The sequence below is a fragment of the Paraburkholderia sp. Ac-20336 genome (genome assembly GCF_017105025.1).
Taxonomy (GTDB): domain Bacteria; phylum Pseudomonadota; class Gammaproteobacteria; order Burkholderiales; family Burkholderiaceae; genus Paraburkholderia.
The window spans coordinates 1-20391 of the sequence record NZ_JAAGPS010000127.1 but is presented as its reverse complement, the minus strand read 5'-3'; the positions used below and the strand labels follow the sequence as shown (position 1 = coordinate 20391).

The 20391-nt window shown below is 64.6% G+C and carries 15 protein-coding genes and 1 tRNA gene; 5 read left to right on the top strand and 11 right to left on the bottom strand.

What is annotated here, in order from left to right; all coding sequences use genetic code 11:
• The first annotated feature begins 1635 nt into the window (after positions 1 to 1635).
• The gene (trfA, locus tag GXB81_RS25610; RefSeq protein WP_205990669.1) at positions 1636 to 2751 is read left to right on the top strand and encodes a plasmid replication initiator TrfA; all 1116 of its coding nucleotides are present in this window, start codon (positions 1636 to 1638) and stop codon (positions 2749 to 2751) included.
• A 193-nt stretch (positions 2752 to 2944) separates the two neighbouring features.
• Here trfA and GXB81_RS31605 read toward each other — a convergent pair whose 3' ends face one another.
• From GXB81_RS31605 to fdnG, 8 genes are all read right to left on the bottom strand, one after another.
• Positions 2945 to 3253, bottom strand: coding sequence for a BPSL0761 family protein (locus tag GXB81_RS31605; protein ID WP_241016515.1), 309 nt, complete (start codon positions 3251 to 3253; stop codon positions 2945 to 2947).
• A gap of 460 nt (positions 3254 to 3713) precedes the next feature.
• Complete coding sequence (locus tag GXB81_RS25600) at positions 3714 to 4067, bottom strand: hypothetical protein (RefSeq protein WP_205990668.1); 354 nt, start codon at positions 4065 to 4067, stop codon at positions 3714 to 3716.
• Positions 4068 to 4477: 410 nt separating this feature from the next.
• A complete protein-coding gene (gene selB / locus GXB81_RS25595) occupies positions 4478 to 6391 on the bottom strand; it encodes a selenocysteine-specific translation elongation factor (RefSeq protein ID WP_205990667.1) in 1914 nt (637 codons plus the stop codon).
• The gene (gene selA / locus GXB81_RS25590) at positions 6388 to 7830 is read right to left on the bottom strand and encodes an L-seryl-tRNA(Sec) selenium transferase (protein WP_205990666.1); all 1443 of its coding nucleotides are present in this window, start codon (positions 7828 to 7830) and stop codon (positions 6388 to 6390) included. Before selA ends, selB begins: the two co-directional genes overlap by 4 nt.
• An 86-nt stretch (positions 7831 to 7916) precedes the next feature.
• The gene (fdhE, locus tag GXB81_RS25585) at positions 7917 to 8918 is read right to left on the bottom strand and encodes a formate dehydrogenase accessory protein FdhE (RefSeq protein ID WP_205990665.1); all 1002 of its coding nucleotides are present in this window, start codon (positions 8916 to 8918) and stop codon (positions 7917 to 7919) included.
• A 156-nt stretch (positions 8919 to 9074) separates the two neighbouring features.
• Positions 9075 to 9731: a formate dehydrogenase subunit gamma gene (locus GXB81_RS25580; protein ID WP_205990664.1), complete on the bottom strand. Its 657-nt coding sequence runs from the start codon at positions 9729 to 9731 to the stop codon at positions 9075 to 9077.
• Positions 9728 to 10651, bottom strand: coding sequence for a formate dehydrogenase subunit beta (gene fdxH / locus GXB81_RS25575; RefSeq protein ID WP_167048042.1), 924 nt, complete (start codon positions 10649 to 10651; stop codon positions 9728 to 9730). Before fdxH ends, GXB81_RS25580 begins: the two co-directional genes overlap by 4 nt.
• 9 nt (positions 10652 to 10660) lie before the next feature.
• Positions 10661 to 13729, bottom strand: a complete 3069-nt coding sequence (gene fdnG, locus GXB81_RS25570) for a formate dehydrogenase-N subunit alpha (protein WP_205990663.1) — start codon at positions 13727 to 13729, stop codon at positions 10661 to 10663.
• Between the two features lie 173 nt (positions 13730 to 13902).
• Between fdnG and selD the strand changes: the two genes are divergently transcribed.
• From selD to GXB81_RS31810, 4 genes are all read left to right on the top strand, one after another.
• The gene (gene selD, locus GXB81_RS25565; protein WP_205990662.1) at positions 13903 to 14961 is read left to right on the top strand and encodes a selenide, water dikinase SelD; all 1059 of its coding nucleotides are present in this window, start codon (positions 13903 to 13905) and stop codon (positions 14959 to 14961) included.
• Positions 14962 to 15083: 122 nt separating this feature from the next.
• Entirely contained in the window at positions 15084 to 16151 is a 1068-nt protein-coding gene (gene mnmH / locus GXB81_RS25560) for a tRNA 2-selenouridine(34) synthase MnmH (RefSeq protein WP_205990661.1), read from the top strand.
• A 26-nt stretch (positions 16152 to 16177) separates the two neighbouring features.
• Positions 16178 to 17233, top strand: a complete 1056-nt coding sequence (locus GXB81_RS25555) for a permease (protein ID WP_167284812.1) — start codon at positions 16178 to 16180, stop codon at positions 17231 to 17233.
• A 26-nt stretch (positions 17234 to 17259) separates the two neighbouring features.
• Complete coding sequence (locus GXB81_RS31810; RefSeq protein ID WP_277396805.1) at positions 17260 to 17394, top strand: hypothetical protein; 135 nt, start codon at positions 17260 to 17262, stop codon at positions 17392 to 17394.
• 24 nt (positions 17395 to 17418) lie between these two features.
• Here GXB81_RS31810 and dhaK read toward each other — a convergent pair whose 3' ends face one another.
• The 3 genes from dhaK to GXB81_RS25540 all read right to left on the bottom strand — a co-directional run bounded on the left by dhaK (position 17419) and on the right by GXB81_RS25540 (position 20083).
• Complete coding sequence (dhaK, locus tag GXB81_RS25550; protein WP_205990660.1) at positions 17419 to 19128, bottom strand: dihydroxyacetone kinase subunit DhaK; 1710 nt, start codon at positions 19126 to 19128, stop codon at positions 17419 to 17421.
• A gap of 313 nt (positions 19129 to 19441) precedes the next feature.
• A tRNA-Val gene (locus GXB81_RS25545) sits at positions 19442 to 19518 on the bottom strand.
• 391 nt (positions 19519 to 19909) lie between these two features.
• Entirely contained in the window at positions 19910 to 20083 is a 174-nt protein-coding gene (locus GXB81_RS25540) for a hypothetical protein (RefSeq protein ID WP_205990659.1), read from the bottom strand.
• Between the last annotated feature and the right edge of the window lie 308 nt (positions 20084 to 20391).

Genomic DNA, 20391 nt, shown 5'->3' with positions numbered 1-20391 from the left:
TCTTCATTTGGAAACCTCCTGCGTGAGCTGATGGGCACGACGCATCCACTGTACAGGCAGTTGCAGATGCGCTCTGTCGCCTGGCTTCCCTTACCCGTTGCCGGGGGGAGGCGTCCATACCATCTAAAGAAAGCGCCCACCATGGGTCATGATTAGCGGGCAACCAGAATGAAGCCCATGAAGTAGCGCCGCAGTTTTCGAGTTCCGACTCTGGCTGCCGTCGGGATTAAGCCCGGGGGCCAGTCACGCCGGCGCAGAGCCCCGGTCGAGCGACGAACACAAACAGAAGCCCATCAGGGTGTCATATCTCCGCTTTTAATGCGGCCTTATCGCAAGGATTTGTCGTTTTTCAGCTTACCAACCGCACGATTTGCCGTTTTCCAGCTAACGAAACGGTGGCATTGCGTCGGTGTCGGCAGGATAGACGCACGGTAACGTTGCTGCCGTTGACCTCGTTGAACTCTGGGGCGTAGGCAGGAATTTCGCAGCTTATGCGTCTATCTATATCGACCATGTTCAGGCAACGAAAACGCTCACCATAGGGCGTGAATAGCGTGCAACAAGGATGAGCTGGCCGCAGGCGAGTCATCTAGTTCGTCTGACCGCCGGTGCAGCACGAGACAGATGCAGTTGACGGATGAGCACGCCGTCAACTCTCATCCTGGCCAGCCGCCTTTGTAGATAATCCGCGCAGTCCATTTCGTCACGGAACCCGCCGGGCTCATCGGTGATTTGTGCGGTGAGGTCCCGATGCCTGCGTTGTGTGACACCGCAAAGCGCGCGGCGAGACATATCAGTCAGGCAACAGGCGAAATCAGACTCTTATTTCGTATCGCCTTGGCCAGCCAGAGACAAACGGAAAACCATTCCTGGAAACCGCGCCGCGCTATATCTGCAATAGCTGTCGCGTCACCCGAACGCGACAATGCAATAGCGAGAGTACGCCCCCGAGCACCAAGCCACCTGGCTGGCCAGGGTCGGCGATTGCCGGTCACATCTCCACGGCAATGCGCCAGGGAGCGGTCTTCGCTGGTCAATCGTGCATGTCTCTCAACCAAATATAAACGAGCCACGCAGCCAATTGCCGGCAAACTCGCGAGGAGCCAAAAACCAGGCTATGGAGCGATTCGCCAGTTCTCGGTCATGCTAGCTCGCCTATCCCGATTATTGAGTCTATAAATACTATGGCATGCATCGACCTGCAATAACTCCGCGCGCTGCAGTTCATTTTTCGTAGTATTCCCTGAAATGCGATGCGGAGTACAAGCTGAAGCGATGCAGCGTACAAGTTCAGGCGATGCACGGTACAAGTTGGGGCGATGCGGAGTACAAGTGAGACCGTATTTCCCGAGACTGAATATCTGGCACGTTTTACTGCGACATTTCAGAAAGTCCGATTTTTTTGATGTCATGCCCCGTCTTGCACGCATATACAGAGACATCTCCACCTGCATGTGTTTGCAATGACCAGACCGCTGACATGGACTCGCCGCGCTGCCGGCGTTGCTCAGCTTTTCACGCCCGCCACCAGTGCGCTTCACGGCGTCCGGCTTTCGGAATACTCACCTGCCGGCTTCGCTTTCCCTGCGATGCGGCCAACGATGAACCGCGCCGTCCAGTTCACGGGGCGTCAGCATGGCTAAGTTGCAAGCGTCAACGAATCCCGGGAACAAAATCGCCGAGCTGCGAGCGCTCGCGAATCTCACAGCCGAAGCGGCTCTTTCCACCGCTCCTGGTCAACAAATGACCGTGCTCGAAGCGGCAAAGCGACTCGGCCGCTTCGCCGACGGCCTCGAACGTCGCGCGACGAATGAGCTCACGGAACCAGCAGTTATCGAATTGCAGTCAAATGCGACAGCGGAAGAAGTTCAGCACGCGAGGCGCCGGCAGTCTGCACGTCGGGGGACCGAAGTATACCTGCCGAGCTGGTCCGCGATGGCGCGGGCGCTGCCGAACGCGTTTCTCCGTTCGGCCTTGTTTTCTGCCGGACGCGCCGTGCAGGCCGACAACGCGGAGGTGTTGTCGAGCGACCCGTCCCTCCTGGTAGCCGGAAAGGAAATTGCCTCGTTTCGGAACATGACCTTGATTTTCAGCGGGTATGAGCTCTGTCAGTTCGACCGGCTGGTCTACGCGACCTGCCTCGACTACTACCGGGAGGTACCGCTGTGCCCTGAGGAAGGTACCCGGCACCTGCGAACGACGTTCTATGAGTTCGCGCGTCACATGGGAAACGAATACAGCGTCAAGGCGCACAAAGCTATTCGGGCCAGTTTGCTTCGTCTGAGCTCTGCGCAGATGCGCATGCGCTACGACCGGATGAACATCGAGGTACCTAAGCTTTTGTCGGTGACATTCGAGGACGGCGAGCCTTCAAAAGACTTCAAGGGAAGTGATGTGCTTCTGCTGCGCGTGACGACATCAGTGGCGGAGCTATTCGGGCCGGGAAGCTGGACCGCTGTTGAGAATGAGGCAGCGGGATATGACGGTCTGAAGGGCTGGCTCGCAAGCTTCTATGCGGGGCACGCGGCCCCATTGTGGTTGCCGATTGAGACGCTATATCGTCTCTCTGGCTATGAGTCTCACATGCGCAATTTTCGGGCAAGCCTCATTCGTGCCCTGGAAAAGCTCAAGGACCCTCGGACGCCGACGGGTTGTCAGGTAGCGAAGTACCATTTCTCGAAAGACGGCAAGAAGATTTGCGTCGTTCGCTCCGAATGGAATGCAGGCATCAACGATGCCTCCGACGCGTAGATTGTCACTGTGAAATCTCGCGTATCTGTGGGTGGAATCCGGCTTGCCCGTATTGTTCGGCTTGACCGCACCATTACCGGCCCGCGTGGTGAGACAGCTGGGACGGTCATTCTTTTATGATGACGCGAAGCAGTGAAACCGCTAACTCGGGAGCAACTATCTCGCCGGCCGTTCGGCTAACGCCTCGCTGGCGTCAGTCACGCCAAGGATTCATCTCTTCAATATCTACGGCAGCGGAGTCAGATTTCAGAATTCCACCGAGTTCGCGAATCGACCGCGATTTTGCACGTACGGGCAGGCTTTCGGCGAGGGGCGACCAGACTCCCGGCAGTGCCGCGGCGGAAATATCAAGGTCGACATCCGACGGGTAGTGCCGAAGTAGTCGCATCGCAATTTCGCGAATGTCGGCGCCACTGGCTGCGTCATCGGAAGCTGCGAGCAGCTGTAAAAACTCCCGCGTTTCAATGACCGCGTTCGTCCGCTCATCTGGCATTGTCATCATCAACTCCGTCAAGAAGGCACACGGCTGGCCATCAGGCTGACTGTGAGCGACCGTGTGTACTGTCCGACACCGGAATACGCAAGACACTGCGGTTCAAGTGCCGTCTAAAAGAAACTCTCTTATGTGTCGTTTTTCGCGCTCGACGCAGCACGGCTTTGATAATTCGTCCGACCTGACGCGGCGGCAGCGTGAGTATTTCCGCTGCCGCATCTGGGGAGATGGTACAAATTTCGTATGCGAGGCGAGTAACGTGTTGCGCTTTAGCACCGAGCTTATTTGCCCGTCGCCCAACGCCGATACGGTGATAGCTGATGCGCCCCTGCTCCCCAATAGAGCGAATATATGTCGCGACGCCTACCCGCGAGCCAGGATGTGCGTCGCGGCACATCAACGTCCGGTTCATAGTTCGGATTCTCCTTTTATCTCTTACGCAGTTCCTGGCCAAGACTCCTGCGGAAAATCAGCCGGAATCACCTGGCTGGTCTTCATCGCAATCTCCATCCAGTTCAAGTAAGCGCTCGGTGACGTCCGTGTACGAGGCCACGTCGTGCAGCCCGCACCACCTTTGCAAGACATACTCTGCTCGGGGCGACCAGCCTTGCTGGCCAATTAGTTCGTAGATGCGACCAGTCTGCGTCGTTCCTTCCCGAGCAACAGGGTCGAACGTCACTATCGGGGAACTGACGCGCCCCGACTGGTCGAACATATCAACGCCAACAAAATGCCTGCTCCCGTCAGCCACCTCAAAAATGCGCCATCGCGATAGCGGAATTTTTGGCAATTCCGAAGCTGGGCGTGGTTTCCAAATGGGCATTGCAGTCTCCTAGCGCTGGAATGTCGTAAGGGCCCGGCGTCCACGGCAAGCACGTCAAGGAGCTGCTGCCCCAACGGCTTCGCACGCAAACACTCTTCGAGCATTGTCACGACAATCTCGCGGTTTTCGCGAACCCTACCTGGGTTCACGGCAACACAATGCTAACGGTGCCGAGCGCGCTCAGCACGCAGCAAAAATGGGGCTGTTGCACAAGGAGATTTTCTTTTGGCCACGTAATGCTTTAATTCGTTACGTTAGGCCAAGTTATTCTTTATCGGCCTGCCTTCCAGTAGCAGGAAGGCTTAGAGATGTGGCCACTTTATGTTTTATTTCGCGGCCACTATATGCTTAACGGCACATTGCAAAACGACGAGTCGATGATGAAGCATCGATCGACTGCACGCCGCCGCTCAAAGCATATCGAGCCAGCGGCTATCCGTGCGCAGCAGGTGCAACCCACGGTGGAAGCGAGTATACCCAACCCGGTCGAAGAACTCCAAAAGCTGGATCGCGCGTTTTCTGCCGAGTCCGGTGACGTCGCGAAACGGTGCCGCCGCCACCGTGCCCGCGTTTTTCCGCGCCTCAACCGCCGCAATCGCAGCGAGTTCGCGAACCACATCCTGGTGATAGAACAGATCGTGCACGACCTGGAACAGCTCGCCCTGCCGCGCGAGCTTGCGCAGCAACTGACGCATGCGCTCCTCGGTCACGCCGTGTGCCCTCGCGAGATCGCGCACCCACGGCGGATCGAAGCGCCCCGCCTCAATCTCGGGCAGCAGCGCGGTGGCAAGCGCGCGATCGGCGTCGTCGAGCGTCACCGTGTGCCCGGGCAAATGCAGCCACGGCCCGCGTTTGACGATCTCGCCACGCGCCGCCGCGGCGTCCACCAGCGCGCGCCACAGCACATCGTCGGCGAGCGGCGCCGCGATGCGCCGCAGGCGCGACACGTCCGGGCCGAGTTCGTCGGGCGAGCGTTCGTGATATTGCGCAAGCGCCCCCGTCAATCGTTCGGCAAGCGCGTCCCATGCCGCGCCCGCAAACAGCAAGGCATCGTGCCCTGGCAATTCGATCGTGCGCGTATCGGACGGCAACGCGAGCGCGGCGGCGGGCCTGCCCGTCAGACGTTCGAGCAGCGTGCGCGACAGGCCGCGCGGCGCGCACGCAAACAGCGCATCGAGCGAGCCGGTGTCGAGCATCGTTTCGATGGCATCGAGCCACGCGAGCCGTTCCGCCGCGCGCCGCTTGCGCGCGGGCGCGAACGGATCGAGCACATGGCCGCCGCCCACCGTGCGATTGGCCTGCGCATTGCGCACGACGAAGCGATCACCGGGCACCGCGCACAGCGGCCGCTCGAACACCAGTTGCACGCGCGCACACTGTCCCGCGCCGAGCGTGTCGCCGTCGAGCAGCGCGACGTGCGCGACCTGATGCTGCGTGCCGAGATGCACGTGCAGCGGCGTCCAATGTTCGAGCGCATGCGGCGCGTCGGCGAGCAGCGTCAGCATCACGTCGATGCGCTCGCTCGCTTGCGACAAACGCGCATCGACGATCCAGTCGCCGCGATCGATCGCGCTCTTCTCGATGCCCGCGAGATTCAACGCGCAGCGCTCGCCGGCGCGGCCGGTTTCGGCGGGACGATTCTGCGCGTGAATGCTGCGCACGCGCACGGGCTCGTTCTTCGGCGCGAGCAGCATCGTCTCGCCGACGCTCACGCTGCCCGCCACCACGGTCCCGGTGACGATCGTGCCCTGCCCCGCCAGCGTGAACACGCGATCGACGGCGAGACGGAACAGCCCGTCGTCGCGCTTCATGCGCCATGCCGCGGCCTGCTCGCGCAGATACGCATTCAGCGCGGCCACGCCCGCGTCGTCCGCGCGCGTCGCGCAGGTGTCGAAGACGGGCGCATCGCCCAGCACGCTGCCGCCGACGAACGCCGCCACTTCCGCATGCGCATCCTGCAGACGCTGCGCATCGACGCGATCGACCTTCGTCAGCGCAATTGCGCCGCGTTTGATGCCGAGCAGTTCGACGATCGCCAGATGCTCGCGCGTTTGCGGCATCACGCCGTCGTCGGCGGCGATCACGAGCAGCGCGAAGTCGATGCCGCTCGCGCCGGCTGTCATCGTATGCACGAGCTTTTCGTGACCCGGCACGTCGATCAGACCGAGCACGTCGCCGTTTTCGAGCGGCACGTACGCATAGCCGAGTTCGATCGAAATGCCGCGCGCTTTTTCTTCCTTGAGGCGGTCCGTATCGACGCCCGTCAGTGCCTTCACGAGACTCGTTTTGCCGTGATCGATATGCCCCGCCGTGCCGACGATCATGCGTACTGGCCCTTCAGTTGCGCGATCAGTTGCGCCTCGTCGCCCGCTTCGAGGCAGCGCAGATCGAGACGCAACGCGTCGTCCGCGATCCGGCCGATCACCGGCCGCGCCATCTCGCGCAACTGCTTTTCGAGCGCGAGCAGTTGCCGGCCGCCGCGCTTGCCGTCCGCCAGCCTGACGACGAGCCCATAGCTCGGCAGCACGTCGACCGGCAACGCGCCGCTGCCGATCTGGCTGAACATCGGCTCGGCGCTCACCGTGTAGCGCGCGCCGAGCGCCTGCTGCAACGCCGGCTGCACGCGTTGCGCGGCGCCGTGAATCTCGTCGGCGGCCCGCGTAAGCAGGCGCAGCGTGGTGAGCCGCTCGGTCAGCTTCTCCGGCGCGCGATACAGCTGCAACACCGGTTCCAGCGCCGCGAGCGTGAGCTTGCCGACGCGCAGCGCGCGCTTTAGCGGATGCTTCTTGATCTTCGCGATCAGATCGCGCCGCCCGACGATCAACCCGGCTTGCGGGCCGCCGAGCAGTTTGTCGCCGCTGAACGTGACGACGTCGGCGCCGGCCTCGACGGTCTCGCGCACGGTCGGCTCGCGCGGCAAGCCCCATTCGCTGAGATCGACGAGCGTGCCGCTGCCGAGATCGACGGCGACCGCGAGACCGCGCGCATGCGCGAGCGGCGCGATTTCCGCGAGGCTGGCTTCCTTCGTGAAGCCGCTGATCGCGTAATTGCTCGCGTGGACTTTCATCAGCAGCGCGGTGCGTGCGTTGATCGCTTCGTCGTAGTCCTTCAGATGCGTGCGGTTCGTCGTGCCGACTTCGCGCAGCTTCGCGCCCGCGCGGCTCATGATGTCGGGAATGCGAAACGCACCGCCGATTTCGACGAGTTCGCCGCGCGACACCACGACTTCCTTCTTCGCCGCCAGCGCGGACAGCGTGAGCAGCACCGCGGCCGCGTTGTTGTTGACCACGGTCGCGGCTTCGGCGCCGGTCAGCTCGCAGATCAGTTCGTCGATCAGATCGTCGCGGTCGCCGCGCTTGCCGGTGGCGAGATCGAATTCGAGATTCGCCGGCTGCGTGAGCGCGCTCATCACGGCGCGCACCGCTTCGTCGGGCAACAGCGCGCGGCCGAGGTTCGTGTGCAGCACCGTGCCGGTGAGATTGAACACGCTGCGCAGACGCGGCGCGTTGCGCGCGCGCAGCGCCGCTTCGACCGTGCCCTGCAATTGCCCGGTATCGAGCGCGCCGAGCGGCGGATTATCGGCCGCGTGGCCCGATTGCGCGTGCAGCCGCCAGGCATCGAGCGCGGCGCGCAGCGCGTTGAGCACCTGGGTGCGTCCGTATTCGCTCACGAGCGCCGCGAATGGCTCCGACGCCATGACCTTTTCCACCGACGGCACGCGCGCCATCAGCGCGCGCAATTCCGAGCCGCTCACATCGCTCACGGGCAATCCTTGTGTCGTTTTGAACTTGCGCCAGGCTGCTGACTGGTTGCGGCCTGGCGGCTGCCTCGCTGTTGCCTCGCCGTTACCTATTCCGCCGATGCGCCGCTGTCCGGCTCGGCCGCGCCGGCGCTCTGCTCCGGCCACAGCCACGGATGCGGCGACGCGCGCCGATAGCCTTCCGCGCCCATCAGCAGATCGAGCGTGAGGCTTGCGAGATCGTCCGCGAACGGATCGAAGTCGAAGTCTTTCGCCAGAAAGCCGATCTTGCGGTAAGTATGGCATTCGTCGCACGACTCCGCCTTCAGCGCGGCATGTTTCGATTCGGCCTCGCGCGCGGCCGCGTCGGCATCGGGCGAGCCGACCACGTGATAGGCGATGCCCTTGGTCGAATCGCAGTTCGAGCATTTGGCGCGCACCATGTGCCATTCAGTCGCGCAGAGCCCGCATTGCAGATAGCGGTAGTTGTCGTAGGCGCCGCCCACGCGCACCGTGCTCGCGACCGGATGCGAGCCGCACACGGGACACAGCCCCGGCGTCTCGACGTAGGGCACCGCGCGTTTGTCGATGTCGGCGGCGAGGTCGGTCCACACGACCTGCAGCGCGGCAATGATGAACGGCGCGCTCGCCGGATCGACGTCCTCGAAGCGCTGCGCGAAGATCGCGTCGGCCTGAATGTCGAGCACGGCGACATCGAGCGTGCGCAGCCGCGCGATCAGCGCGGCGAGCGGCGGCGTGAGCGGACCGGCCGCTTCGACCCTGTCGAGCAACTGGCGCAGCACGTCCTGCCACGCGGGATCGCGCACGCCGGAAAACGCCGGGATCAGCGGCATCGAATGCTGCTGCGCGCTCGCGATCAGCTCGGCGCTCGGCGGCTGCGCCTTGAAGGTCGCGATCACGGCCTGCTGCGCGTCGGCGAGCACGGCCATCAGGCGCAGATAGCCGGCGATCGGATTGTTGAGCGCCGCGAGTTGCCGCAAACGCGCGGCGCGCGGCGCGAACACCGCGAGCCGCTCGGGCATGCGGATGCGGGGGATCGCCGTGTGATCGAGCGATTCGATGTCGCCGGCTTCGAGAATGCGTTGAACCAAGGTGTCGACCTCTGAAAACTGAAGGGCCGCCGCCCGTCATCGACGGGGAGCGGCGGCCCGGTGCGCTGCGAACGGCGCGGCGAAACGCGCCTCGATTGCGGTTTATCCGCGTTTATCCGTTGCTTATTCGCGGCTCGTCGGCCACGCGTTGGCCACTCACTTGCCGATCGTTTCCCGGAACCAGTTCGGATGATGCTTGCGCGCCCAGCCATACGTGACGGTGCCGCGCGTCATCGCGCCGATCGAGCCCTTGACCCACAGCGCCGCATAGACATGCACGATGATGCCGACGATCAGCACGAACGCCGCCGCCGCATGAACGAGCGCCGCGAGCCGGATCACCCCGATCGGGAAATAGAGCGAGAAGTAGCGCCGCCAGATCACGATGCCACTCGCGAGCAGCAGCACGAGGCAGACCACCATCACGAAGAACAGCAGCTTCTGGCCAGCGTTGTAGCGTCCGATCGCGGGGAGCTTTTCCTCGCGATTGTTCAGCACGTCGTCGATCTGCCGCATCCACTGGATGTCCGCCCGGTCGAGATAGTTGTGATGCCAGAAACGCAGCGCCAGTATCAGGAACGAGAGGAACATCACGCAGCCGATGAACGGATGCAGAATTCGCGTCCATTGCCCGCCGCCGAGCACGAAATACAGAAACGACATCGCCGGATGAAACATCGCGAGGCCGGACAGCGCAAGCAGCACGAACGCGATCGCGGTGATCCAGTGATTGGTGCGCTCGTTCGGCGTGTAGCGCACGATCAGGCGGTTGCCCTTCGCGTCCGTCAGCACGGTATGCTCGAAGTGTTTCATTGCGCGTCCTCCTGCGAACGGCGTGCTTCATCGGCTTCCTGACTGGCCTCGGCTTCGTCGGCCTCGCTCACCTCGTTCGGCCCGACGCGCGTGTAGTGGAAGAAGCCGGCCACCGCAGCGAGCGCCATGCCGGCCAGCGCGAGCGGCTTCGCGATACCCTTCCACAGCTTGACCATCGGACTGATGCGCGGATTGTCCGGCAAGCCGTGATACAGCGAAGGCCGGTCGGCATGATGCAGCACGTACATCACGTGCGTGCCGCCGACGCCCGCCGGATCGTACAGGCCCGCGTTCTGGAAACCGCGGTCTTTCAGGTCCTCGATGCGATCCTCGGCCTGCTGCTTCATGTCCTCCTTGGTGCCGAACATGATCGCGCCGGTCGGGCAGGTCTTCACGCACGCGGGCTCCTGGCCGACCGCCACGCGGTCCGAGCACAGCGTGCACTTGTACGCGCGGTGATCCTTCTTCGACAGACGCGGCACGTTGAACGGACAGCCGGTGATGCAGTAGCCGCAGCCGATGCAGTTTTCCTCGTGGAAATCGACAATGCCGTTCGTGTACTGCACGATCGCGCCCGGCGACGGACAGGCCTTCAGGCAGCCTGGGTCCTCGCAGTGCATGCAGCCGTCCTTGCGGATCAGCCATTCGAGATCGCCGGCGTCGTTCTCGTGCTCCGAAAAGCGCATGACGGTCCACGAATGCTCGCTCAGGTCGGCCGGATTGTCGTAGACGCCCACGTTGTGGCCGATCTCGTCGCGCAGGTCGTTCCACTCCATGCAGGCCGTCTGACACGCCTTGCAGCCGATGCACTTCGACACGTCGATGAGCTTGGCGACCGAGCCCGTGACCGGCTCGCGCACCTGCGGCGCGGGCACGGTCGTGGCCGAGATACGTCTGATGTCTAGTGATTGCAGTGCCATCTCTTTTCCTTATGCCTTTTCGACCTTGACGAGGAACGACTTGAATTCCGGTGTCTGCGAATTCCCGTCGCCCACGGAAGGCGTCAGCGTATTGACGAGATAGCCCGGCCTCGTGAGCCCCTTGAAGCCCCAATGCAACGGCAGGCCGACTGTCTGAACCTTTTTCCCCTCGATCATCAGCGGTTTGATGCGCTTCGTGACGAGCGCCACGGCAATCACATGCCCGCGGTTCGAACTGACCTTGATGCGGTCGCCGGCCACCACGCCGACTTCCTTCGCGAGGTCTTCGCCGATCTCCACGAACTGCTCCGGCTGGATGATCGAGTTCAGGCGCGCGTGCTTGGTCCAGTAATGGAAATGCTCGGTGAGCCGGTAGGTCGTCGCCGTATGCGGGAAGTTCTCGTGCGTGCCGAACGCGGCCTGGTCGTCCGGGAACACGCGGGCCGCCGGATTGCTGACGACCGCCTTGTTGTCCGGATGCAGCGGGTTGTAGCCGAGCGGCGTTTCGAACGGCTCGTAGTGCTCGGGGAACGGCCCCTCGACGAGACCGTCGCGCGCGAAGAACCGCGCGACGCCTTCCGGATTCATGATGAACGGATTCATGCCGTTTTCAGGCGGCTCGTCGATCTTGAAGTCCGGCACGTCGGCACCCGACCAGCTGCTGCCGTTCCACGCGATCAGCTTGCGAGTCGGATCGAACGGCTTGCCGTTCACGTCGCACGACGCGCGGTTGTACAGCACGCGCCGGTTCGCGGGCCATGCCCACGCCCAGTTCAGCGTATTGCCGATGCCGGTCGGGTCCGAGTTGTCGCGGCGGCCCATCTGGTTGCCCGCCTGGGTCCACGAGCCGCAGAAGATCCAGCAGCCGCTCGCGGTGCTGCCGTCGTCGCGCAGCAAGGCGAAGCCCGCGAGCTGTTCGCCCTTCTTCGCGAGCACCTTGGTCTTGTCGGCCGGATCGGTGACGTCGGCGAGCGCCTTGCCATTGAACTCCATCGCGAGTTCTTCGGGCGTCGGGCTTTCCGGGTTCGAATACGGCCAGCTCATGTTGAGGATCGGATCGGGATACTTGCCGCCGTCCTTGCGATACGCCTCGCGGATGCGCAGCCACAGCCCCGACATGATCTCGAGATCGCTCTTCGCCTCGCCGGGGCCGTCCGCGCCCTGCCAGTGCCATTGCAGCACGCGGCTCGAACTGACGAGCGAACCGCGCTCTTCGGCGAAGCAGGTGGTCGGCAGACGGAACACCTCGGTCTGGATAGACGCCGAATCGACGTCGTTGAACGCGCCGTGGTTCTTCCAGAACTCGGAGGTTTCGGTCGCGAGCGGGTCCATGATGACAAGCCACTTGAGCCTGGCCAGGCTCGCGCCGATCTTCGCCTTGTTCGGCGCCGCCGCGAGCGGGTTGAAGCCCTGCGCGATATAGCCAGTCATCTTGCCCTGGTTCATCAGCTCGAAGACCTGCAGCATGTCGTAGGACTTGTCGAGCTTCGGCAGATAGTCGTAGCCGAAGTTGTTGTCGGCGCTCGCCTTGTCGCCCCACCACGACTTCATGAAACTGACGTGGAACGCGCGATAGTTGCGCCAGTAGCTCAACTGGTTCGGCCGCAGCGGCTGCGTGGCGCGCTTCGCGATATAGGCGTCGAAGTCCTGCTCCGCTTCCATCGGCAGCGTCATGTAGCCCGGCAGCAGGTTCGACATCAGGCCGAGGTCCGTCAGGCCCTGGATGTTCGAGTGGCCGCGCAGCGCGTTCATGCCGCCGCCCGCGATGCCGATGTTGCCAAGCAGCAATTGCACCATCGCGCCGGTGCGGATGATCTGCGAGCCGACCGAGTGATGCGTCCAGCCGAGCGCGTACATGATCGTGCCGGCGCGTCCGGGCACCGCCGTCGAGGCGAGCATTTCGCACACGTGCAGGAACTTCTCCTTCGGCGTGCCGCAGATTTTCTCGACCTGCTCGGGCGTGTAGCGCGAGTAGTGCTGCTTCATCAGCTGATAGACGCAGCGCGGGTCCTGCAGCGTCGGATCGACCTTGACGAAGCCGTCGGCGCCGCGCTCGTAGTCCCATGAGGTCTTGTCGTAGCTGCGCTTGTCGGCGTCGTAGCCGGAATAGAGACCGTCGTTGAAGGCGAAATCTTCACGGACGATGAACGACATGTCCGTGTAGTTCTTCACGTACTCGTGCTGGATCTTGTCGTTCGTCAGCAGGTAATTGATCACCCCGCCGAGGAACGTAATGTCCGAGCCGGTGCGGATCGGCGCGTAGTAGTCCGCGACCGAAGCCGTGCGCGTAAAGCGCGGGTCGACCACGATCAGACGCGCCTTGCGGTGCGCCTTGGCTTCGGTAACCCATTTGAAACCGCATGGGTGTGCCTCGGCCGCGTTGCCGCCCATCACGAGAATCACATCCGCGTTTCTGATGTCGACCCAATGGTTCGTCATCGCTCCACGGCCAAACGTCGGGGCAAGACCTGCCACCGTCGGGCCATGTCAGACACGCGCCTGATTGTCGAATGCGAGCATGCCAAGACTGCGGACAGCCTTGTGCGTCAGATAACCGACTTCGTTGCTGCCGGCCGATGCCGCCAGCATGCCGGTGGTCAGCCAGCGGTTGACCTTCTTGCCGTCCGCGGTCGTCTCGACGAAGTTCGCGTCGCGGTCTTCCTTCATGAGCTTCGCGATGCGGTCGAGCGCGTCCTGCCACGACATGCGTTTCCACTCGTTCGAGCCGGGCGCGCGGTACTCGGGGTAATGCAGGCGGCTTTCGCTATGGATGAAATCGATCAGGCTCGCTCCCTTCGGGCACAGCGTGCCGCGATTGACCGGATGGTCGGGGTCGCCCTCGATGTGGATGATGCTCGACTTCGCGTTCTTCGCGCCGTCGCCAAGTCCGTACATGAGGATGCCGCAGCCCACCGAGCAATACGGGCAGGTGTTGCGGGTTTCGGTTGTGCGCGACAATTTGTACTGACGGACTTCGGCCAGCGCGGGGGTCGGCGAGAAGCCCATCAGGGCGAGGCTCGATCCGGCAAGCGTGGTGGCGGAGACCTTCAGGAATTGTCGCCGGGTCATCTGGGTCATTGAATGGCCTCGGCTCTTTTGGGGACAAATTTGATTATAGATGCCGGTTTCGCGACCTGCAGCGAGATCGTCAGCCACGCTCCGCGCGGGCCGAACCGGCGCCCCGCGGCGCTGCACGGTGCCGGCACAGGCTTCATAATGCGGTGATTCGAAGCCCCGGACCCCGCGCCCTCATGACCCAAGCCCAAGCAAACCAGCCGCCCCGCCTCACGAGCCTGTCGCATGGCGGCGGCTGCGGCTGCAAGATCGCCCCCGGCCTGCTCGCCGACCTGCTCAGACGCAGCGCCCCGCTGCCGTTCTTCCCCGACCTGCTGGTCGGCAACGACACCGCCGACGACGCCGCCGTCTACCGGCTCAACGACGAGCAGGCGATCGTCGCGACCACCGACTTCTTCATGCCGATCGTCGACGATCCGTTCGACTTCGGCCGCATCGCCGCGACCAACGCGCTATCCGACGTCTACGCGATGGGCGGCAAGCCGATCATGGCGCTGGCGATCGTCGGCATGCCGATCAACGTGCTGCCGCACGACGTGATCGCGGCCGTGCTGAAAGGCGGCGAATCGGTCTGCGCCGATGCCGGCATCCCGCTCGCGGGCGGCCATTCGATCGATTCGGTCGAGCCGATCTACGGCCTCGTCGCGCTCGGTGTGGTCGATCCGAAGCGCGTCAAGCGCAATGCGGGCGGCCGGGCCGGCGACGTGCTGATCCTCGGCAAGCCGCTCGGCGTCGGCATTCTGTCGGCCGCGCTCAAGAAAGACCGGCTCGACGCGGCCGGCTACGCGGCGATGCTCGGCGCGACCACCCAGCTGAACCGCCCGGGCGCGGAGCTGGCCCGTCTCGACGGCGTGCATGCGCTGACCGACGTCACCGGCTTCGGCCTGCTCGGCCATACGCTGGAACTGGCGCGCGGCTCGCAGCTGACCGCGCGCGTGCGCTATGCGGACCTGCCGTGGCTGCCGCACGTCGCGAGTCTCGCGGAAGCCGGCATCTTTACCGGTGCGTCGGGCCGCAACTGGGACGCGTACGGTCAAGACGTCATGCTGCCCGCGACGCTGCCGCCAGCCGCCCGCGCGCTGCTGACCGATCCGCAGACGTCGGGCGGGCTGCTGGTGTCGTGCGCGCCCGAGGCGGTCGACGAAGTGCTCGCGCTGTTCCACGCCGACGGGTTCGGCGAGGCGCGCGTGATCGGCGAGATGGTGAGCGGAGCCGCGCGCGTCGAGGTGGTCTGACACGGTTCTGACGCGGTCTGGAGCGGGTCTGAAACGGCCAGAAGCGGATGAGCGGCCCGGCCCGCCCGGGCCGTCCATGCGATAATTTCGCTCTTCCCGCCGTCCGCTTCGTCCCTATTCCCTTGAAAAATCTTCTCGTCACGCTCGACAAAGCCGGCGATTTCGATGAAATCGTCGACGTACGCACCCCGCTCGAGTTCGCGGAAGACCATATTCCGGGCGCCATCAGCGCGCCGGTGCTGAGCAACGAGGAACGCGTGCTGGTCGGCACGACCTACAAGCAGGTCTCGCCCTTCGAGGGCACGCGGCTCGGCGCGGCGCTCGTCGCGCGCAACATCGCGCATCACCTGGAAACGACCTTCGCGGACCGCCCGCGCAGCTGGCGGCCGCTCATCTACTGCTGGCGCGGCGGCAAGCGCTCGGGCTCGGTCACGACGCTGTTCAACATGATCGGCTGGCCGGCGCGGCAACTCGACGGCGGCTACAAAAGCTACCGGCGCGCGACGCTCGATACGCTCGACACACTGCCGCAAACCTTCGGCTACATCGCGCTGGTCGGCCCGACCGGCAGCGGCAAGACGCGTCTGCTGTCGGCGCTCGCGCAGGCGGGCGCGCAGACGCTCGACCTCGAAGCGCTCGCCTCGCATCGCGGTTCGCTGCTCGGCGCGTGGACAGGCGTGCCGCAGCCGTCGCAAAAGCGCTTCGACACGCTGCTCGTCACCGCGCTGCGCGGTTTCGACCCGGGCCGGCCGGTGTTCGTCGAGGCGGAAAGCCGCCGCATCGGCTCGATCACGCTGCCGCTCGCGCTGCTCGACACGTTCCATCGCGGCGCGTGCGTCGAGGTGCGTTCGAGCCGCGAGGACCGCGCGGCCTTCCTGCTGCACGACTACGCGCACCTGTTCGACCATCCCGAGTATTTGAAGGCGCAGTTGCAACGGCTGATCGGCCTGCATAGCCGCGAGCGCGTGACGGGCTGGCTGCGGCTCGTCGACGAAAACCGCCGCGCCGAACTCGCGGGCGAACTGATCGAACGGCACTACGACCCCGCCTATGCGCGCAGCAGCGGTCAGCACTTCGAGCAGTTGCCGAACGCGCTGCCACTCGATTTCCGCCCGAACGACGCCGACGTCGTCGAGCAGGCGAAAACGCTGCTCGCGCAGCTCGAAAGCCGAACGCTCGTCGCCGGCTAATCCAAACGAACGACCTCTGGACCCCCATGCAATCTACCCTTCGGCAACCTCGCGTCGCGCTCGGCTGGATCGTCTTTTTGCTGATCGCCGTCATCGGCCTCTTCTATGTGAAGTGGTTCCCGTACTACAACCGCGCGTTCGTCGCCGCGAGCCAGCACTCGATCGGCAAGTCGATCCTGATGGGCTCGTCCGCGAACGCGCCGGCCGCGTCGTGGCAAGCCGCGATCGACTACGCGCTCGCCTACGGCAAGGCGATCTGGCAGGCCATGGTGCTCGGCCTCTTGCTCGGCTCCGCGGTGCAGGCGCTGATTCCGCCGCAGTGGGTCGCGCGCGCGCTCGGCCGCACCGATTTCGGCAGCGTCGTGAAGGGCGGCCTGATGTCGCTGCCGGGCATGATGTGCACGTGCTGCGCGGCGCCGGTGGTCGCCGGTTTGCGGGCGCGCGAGGCGGCGCCGGGCGCGGCGATCGCGTTCTGGCTCGGCAACACCGCGCTCAATCCGGCCACGCTGATTTTCATGGGCTTCGTGCTCGGCTGGCAGTGGATGGGCCTGCGCCTCGCGCTCGGCCTCGTGATGGTGTTCGGCCTCGGCTATCTGGTGAACCGCATGGTCACGCCGCAGGAAGCGCAAGCGTCGCAGGCGGCCGTGGCCGAGCTGATCAGCCGCGACGATCCGGGCACCGCGTTCACGCGCTGGATCAAGATTCTCGGCCGGATGACGCTGCGCCTCGTGCCCGAGTACATCGTGCTCGTGCTGGTGCTCGGCGCGGCGCGCGCGTGGCTGTTTCCGCACATCGGACCGGACATCGACAACAGCCTCTTGTGGATCATCGCGCTCTCGATTGCCGGCACGCTGTTCGTGATCCCGACCGCCGGCGAAGTGCCGATCATTCAGGCAATGCTGTCGTTCGGCATGGCGGCAGGCCCCGCCGGCGCGCTGCTGATGACGCTGCCGCTCGTCAGCGTGCCGTCGCTCGCGATGCTGTCGCGCTCGTTTCCGAAGCGCGTGCTGACCGTGGTCGCGGTGGCGGTCGCGCTGTGCGGTGTCGTGAGTGGCTTGCTGGCCGTGGCGTTGGGGTTCTGAAGCGGCGTTGCCTGCTCTGCCGAACGATGAAACGTATCGCCGCATTCGCCGTGACCTGCTGGTCGGCCGCCGGGCTGCTGTATAGCGGACAGCACTCGGTGGCGCTGATTGCGTTGAGCGGCGTCGTGGTGCTGGCGGGATTCGATCTGCTGCGGCCGTAAGGAGGTTTGCGGTCTGCGCCCACCCTACGCTCGACCGGCCAGCGCCTCGCAAATCGCGGCGAGCCACAACGCCACTGCATGCGCGCCCGGGTCCGCGTAACCGAGCGCGCGCTCGCCGACATAGCTCGAACGCCCGCGGCGCGGATGCATCGATGCGGTGCGCGAAGTACCGTCGGCCGCTGCGGCGACAGCCGAATTCAAGGCCGCATCCGTCGTCGCCGCTTGCGCGAGCGCACTGTGCAACGCATCGGCGGCGGGCTTGAGCGCATCGACCATCGTGCGGTCGCCGGGCTTCGCGCCACCCAGTTCCATCAATCCATCGACACCCGCGCTGAAGGCCGCCGCCCACTGCTGCGCCGTAGGCGCGCCCGACGATTCGAGCGCGGCCGCCGCACGCAGCAGCATCACCGCGTACAGCGGCCCCGACGTGCCGCCGACCACGCGCCGCAACGTCGCGGACATGCCGCGCAACACGGCCCCCGGGGACGACTCCACCGCATACGAGTCGAGTTCGTGCTGCACGGCGCGGGCGCCGCGCGCGAGGCTGATGCCGAGATCGCCATCGCCGACACGTTGATCCATCTCGGTCAGCGTCGGCTCCGCTTCGAGCAGACACGCGCAAACGGCTTCGATCGCCCGACGCAGCGTGGCCTCGCGCGCGAGCGTCGCGCCGCTCGCCTGTAGCGGCGCGGCGGGCGCGGATCGTACGGACACCTGCGCGACGCGGCCGCTCAACGCGGGCCATGCGCTCGTGTGCGCGGCCGCATCGAGCCACGCAAGCCGCTCGTCGTCCACGCGCAGCAGCGTCAGCGAGACGCCGGCCATTTCCAGTGCGCTCAGGAACGTGCCGGCCCATGCGCGCTCGACCTTGATGCCTCGCCTGTCCAGCTCGCGCAACGCGACGCCGGCCACCACGTTCAATTCGCTCGACGGCGTGCCGCCGAGGTTGTTCACGAGCAGCGTCACGCGCTCGCCTGCCTGCAATACAAGATCGTCGACGATCTTCGCAAGCAGCTTGCCGACGATCGCCTCGGCCGGCTCGAGCATGCCGCGCGCGACGCCCGGTTCGCCGTGAATGCCGAGGCCCCATTCGATTTCGCCGTCGGCCAGCTCGAAGCCCGGCTTGCCCGCTGCCGGCACCGTGCATGGCGTCAGCGCGACGCCCATCGTGCCGAGCGACGCAGCCGTCTCGCGTGCGATCCGCGCGACCTCGGCAAGCGGCATGCCGCGCGCGGCCGCCGCGCCGGCGATCTTGTGAACCAGCACCGTGCCCGCGAGTCCGCGACGGCCGGCGTGATCGCCACGCGCGGTCAACGCGACGTCGTCGGCGACGATCACCATGTCGACGGGGATGCCCTCGGCGCGCGCAATCTCGGCGGCGAGGCCGAAGTTGAAACGGTCGCCCGTGTAGTTCTTCACGATCAGCAACACGCCCGCAGGGCCGGCCACCGCGCGTATCGCGTCGAGCACGGCATCTGTCGACGGCGACGTGAACACCTCGCCGGCCACCGCCGCGCTCAGCATGCCGTGGCCCACATAGCCGCCGTGCGCGGGCTCGTGACCCGAGCCGCCACCCGAGATCAACGCGACTTCGCCGCGCGCGGCCACGGCTTCGGCATCGGCGCGCACGACGATCGTGCCGCCCTGCAGGAGCGAAAGATGAGGATTGAGCGCCACGAGTCCGTCGAGCATGTCGGGGACCACGGTGGACACGTCGTTGATGAGCTTCTTCATTGCGTCAGCTCCCTGTGAAGCTGCCGGCATCGCATGCAGGCGGACGGCAGTTGAGTCGGTGACGAAAGCACGAAGCCTAACTGTACCGCGCATTGGCGCAAGACGACGCGATACGGTGAAGCGCTGGTGCGGCTGCACCGAAGTACTCGCTATGCGTTACTTGTGCTGGCGCCGAGTCGCATGCAAGCAAAGAAAACGGGGGGATGTACTGCGGATTCGAGAAACTACCGAAAGATTACGAGGCCTGCTGCTGCCTGAATTGACAGGAGCGTAGACGAAAGCGGAACCGCTTTCGTCTACGTCACAGATGCGTTGGTAGGCTCGATTGGATTCGAACCAACGACCCCCACCATGTCAAGGTGGTGCTCTAACCAACTGAGCTACGAGCCTTTAGAGGCGCGAATTATAGAGACTCCTTGCGCACCGCACAAGCCCTCCGCGCAATTTATCGCGCGGTACGTTGCGTCGTGTGTGTGGTGCTGTTCGTGGTGAGCCGCCTGAACGACAGGCGTGACGCATTGGTACGTTCGCGCGGTCTGCGTATCGAGCGGATAAACCGGCCGTGGCATAGGCTCCACTGGATGAGAGGCCGTAGTCCGAACGCGTGAGGCGGCGGCGATCGTATTCGACGAGTGCTGCGGCAATCGGCACGAGAACCGGGCTGCAATACCTGTGTGATCTGAGCGGCAGGAAACGCGCGCGACGCGGATCGATATCGACCGCTTTCAGACATGCCGCGATCACCTGGCTCATTCATGTGTGTGCCCGGTAACGACAAGCTTCACGGTGCCGGTGTCGCGTATCGCTCGGCAGGCGCGATGAACGCGCGTGGCCCGGTGCAGGTTGGAGCGCTGATCGCGTGTTCGCCGTCGGTCAGCGCGCGCACGATGCCCGTCACTGCGAGCGGTGGGCGCAGCCTCCGCGCGTCGCCCGTGAGCGTGTTGCCGATGGTCACGGTGCCATGCTGTCAACGCCCGCCGCTATCAGCGCAACGACGGCCTGCGGATCGCACAACGGCCCACTGGCGATGCCTTCGAGGTTCTCGCAACCTTTCTTCGAGCAAAACTATCGTGTCGTACGTGCCGTCCGACATGCCGTTGTCGCCGTAGTCGAGCAGCAGGTCGGGGTTATCGACGCTACGCGCGAGCGCTATGGGCTGTGGGCTGTGGGCTGCGGGCTGCGGGCTGCGGGCTGCGGGCTGCGGGCTGCGGGCTGCGGGCTGCGGGCTGCGGGCTGCGGGCTGCGGGCTGCGGGCTGCGGGCT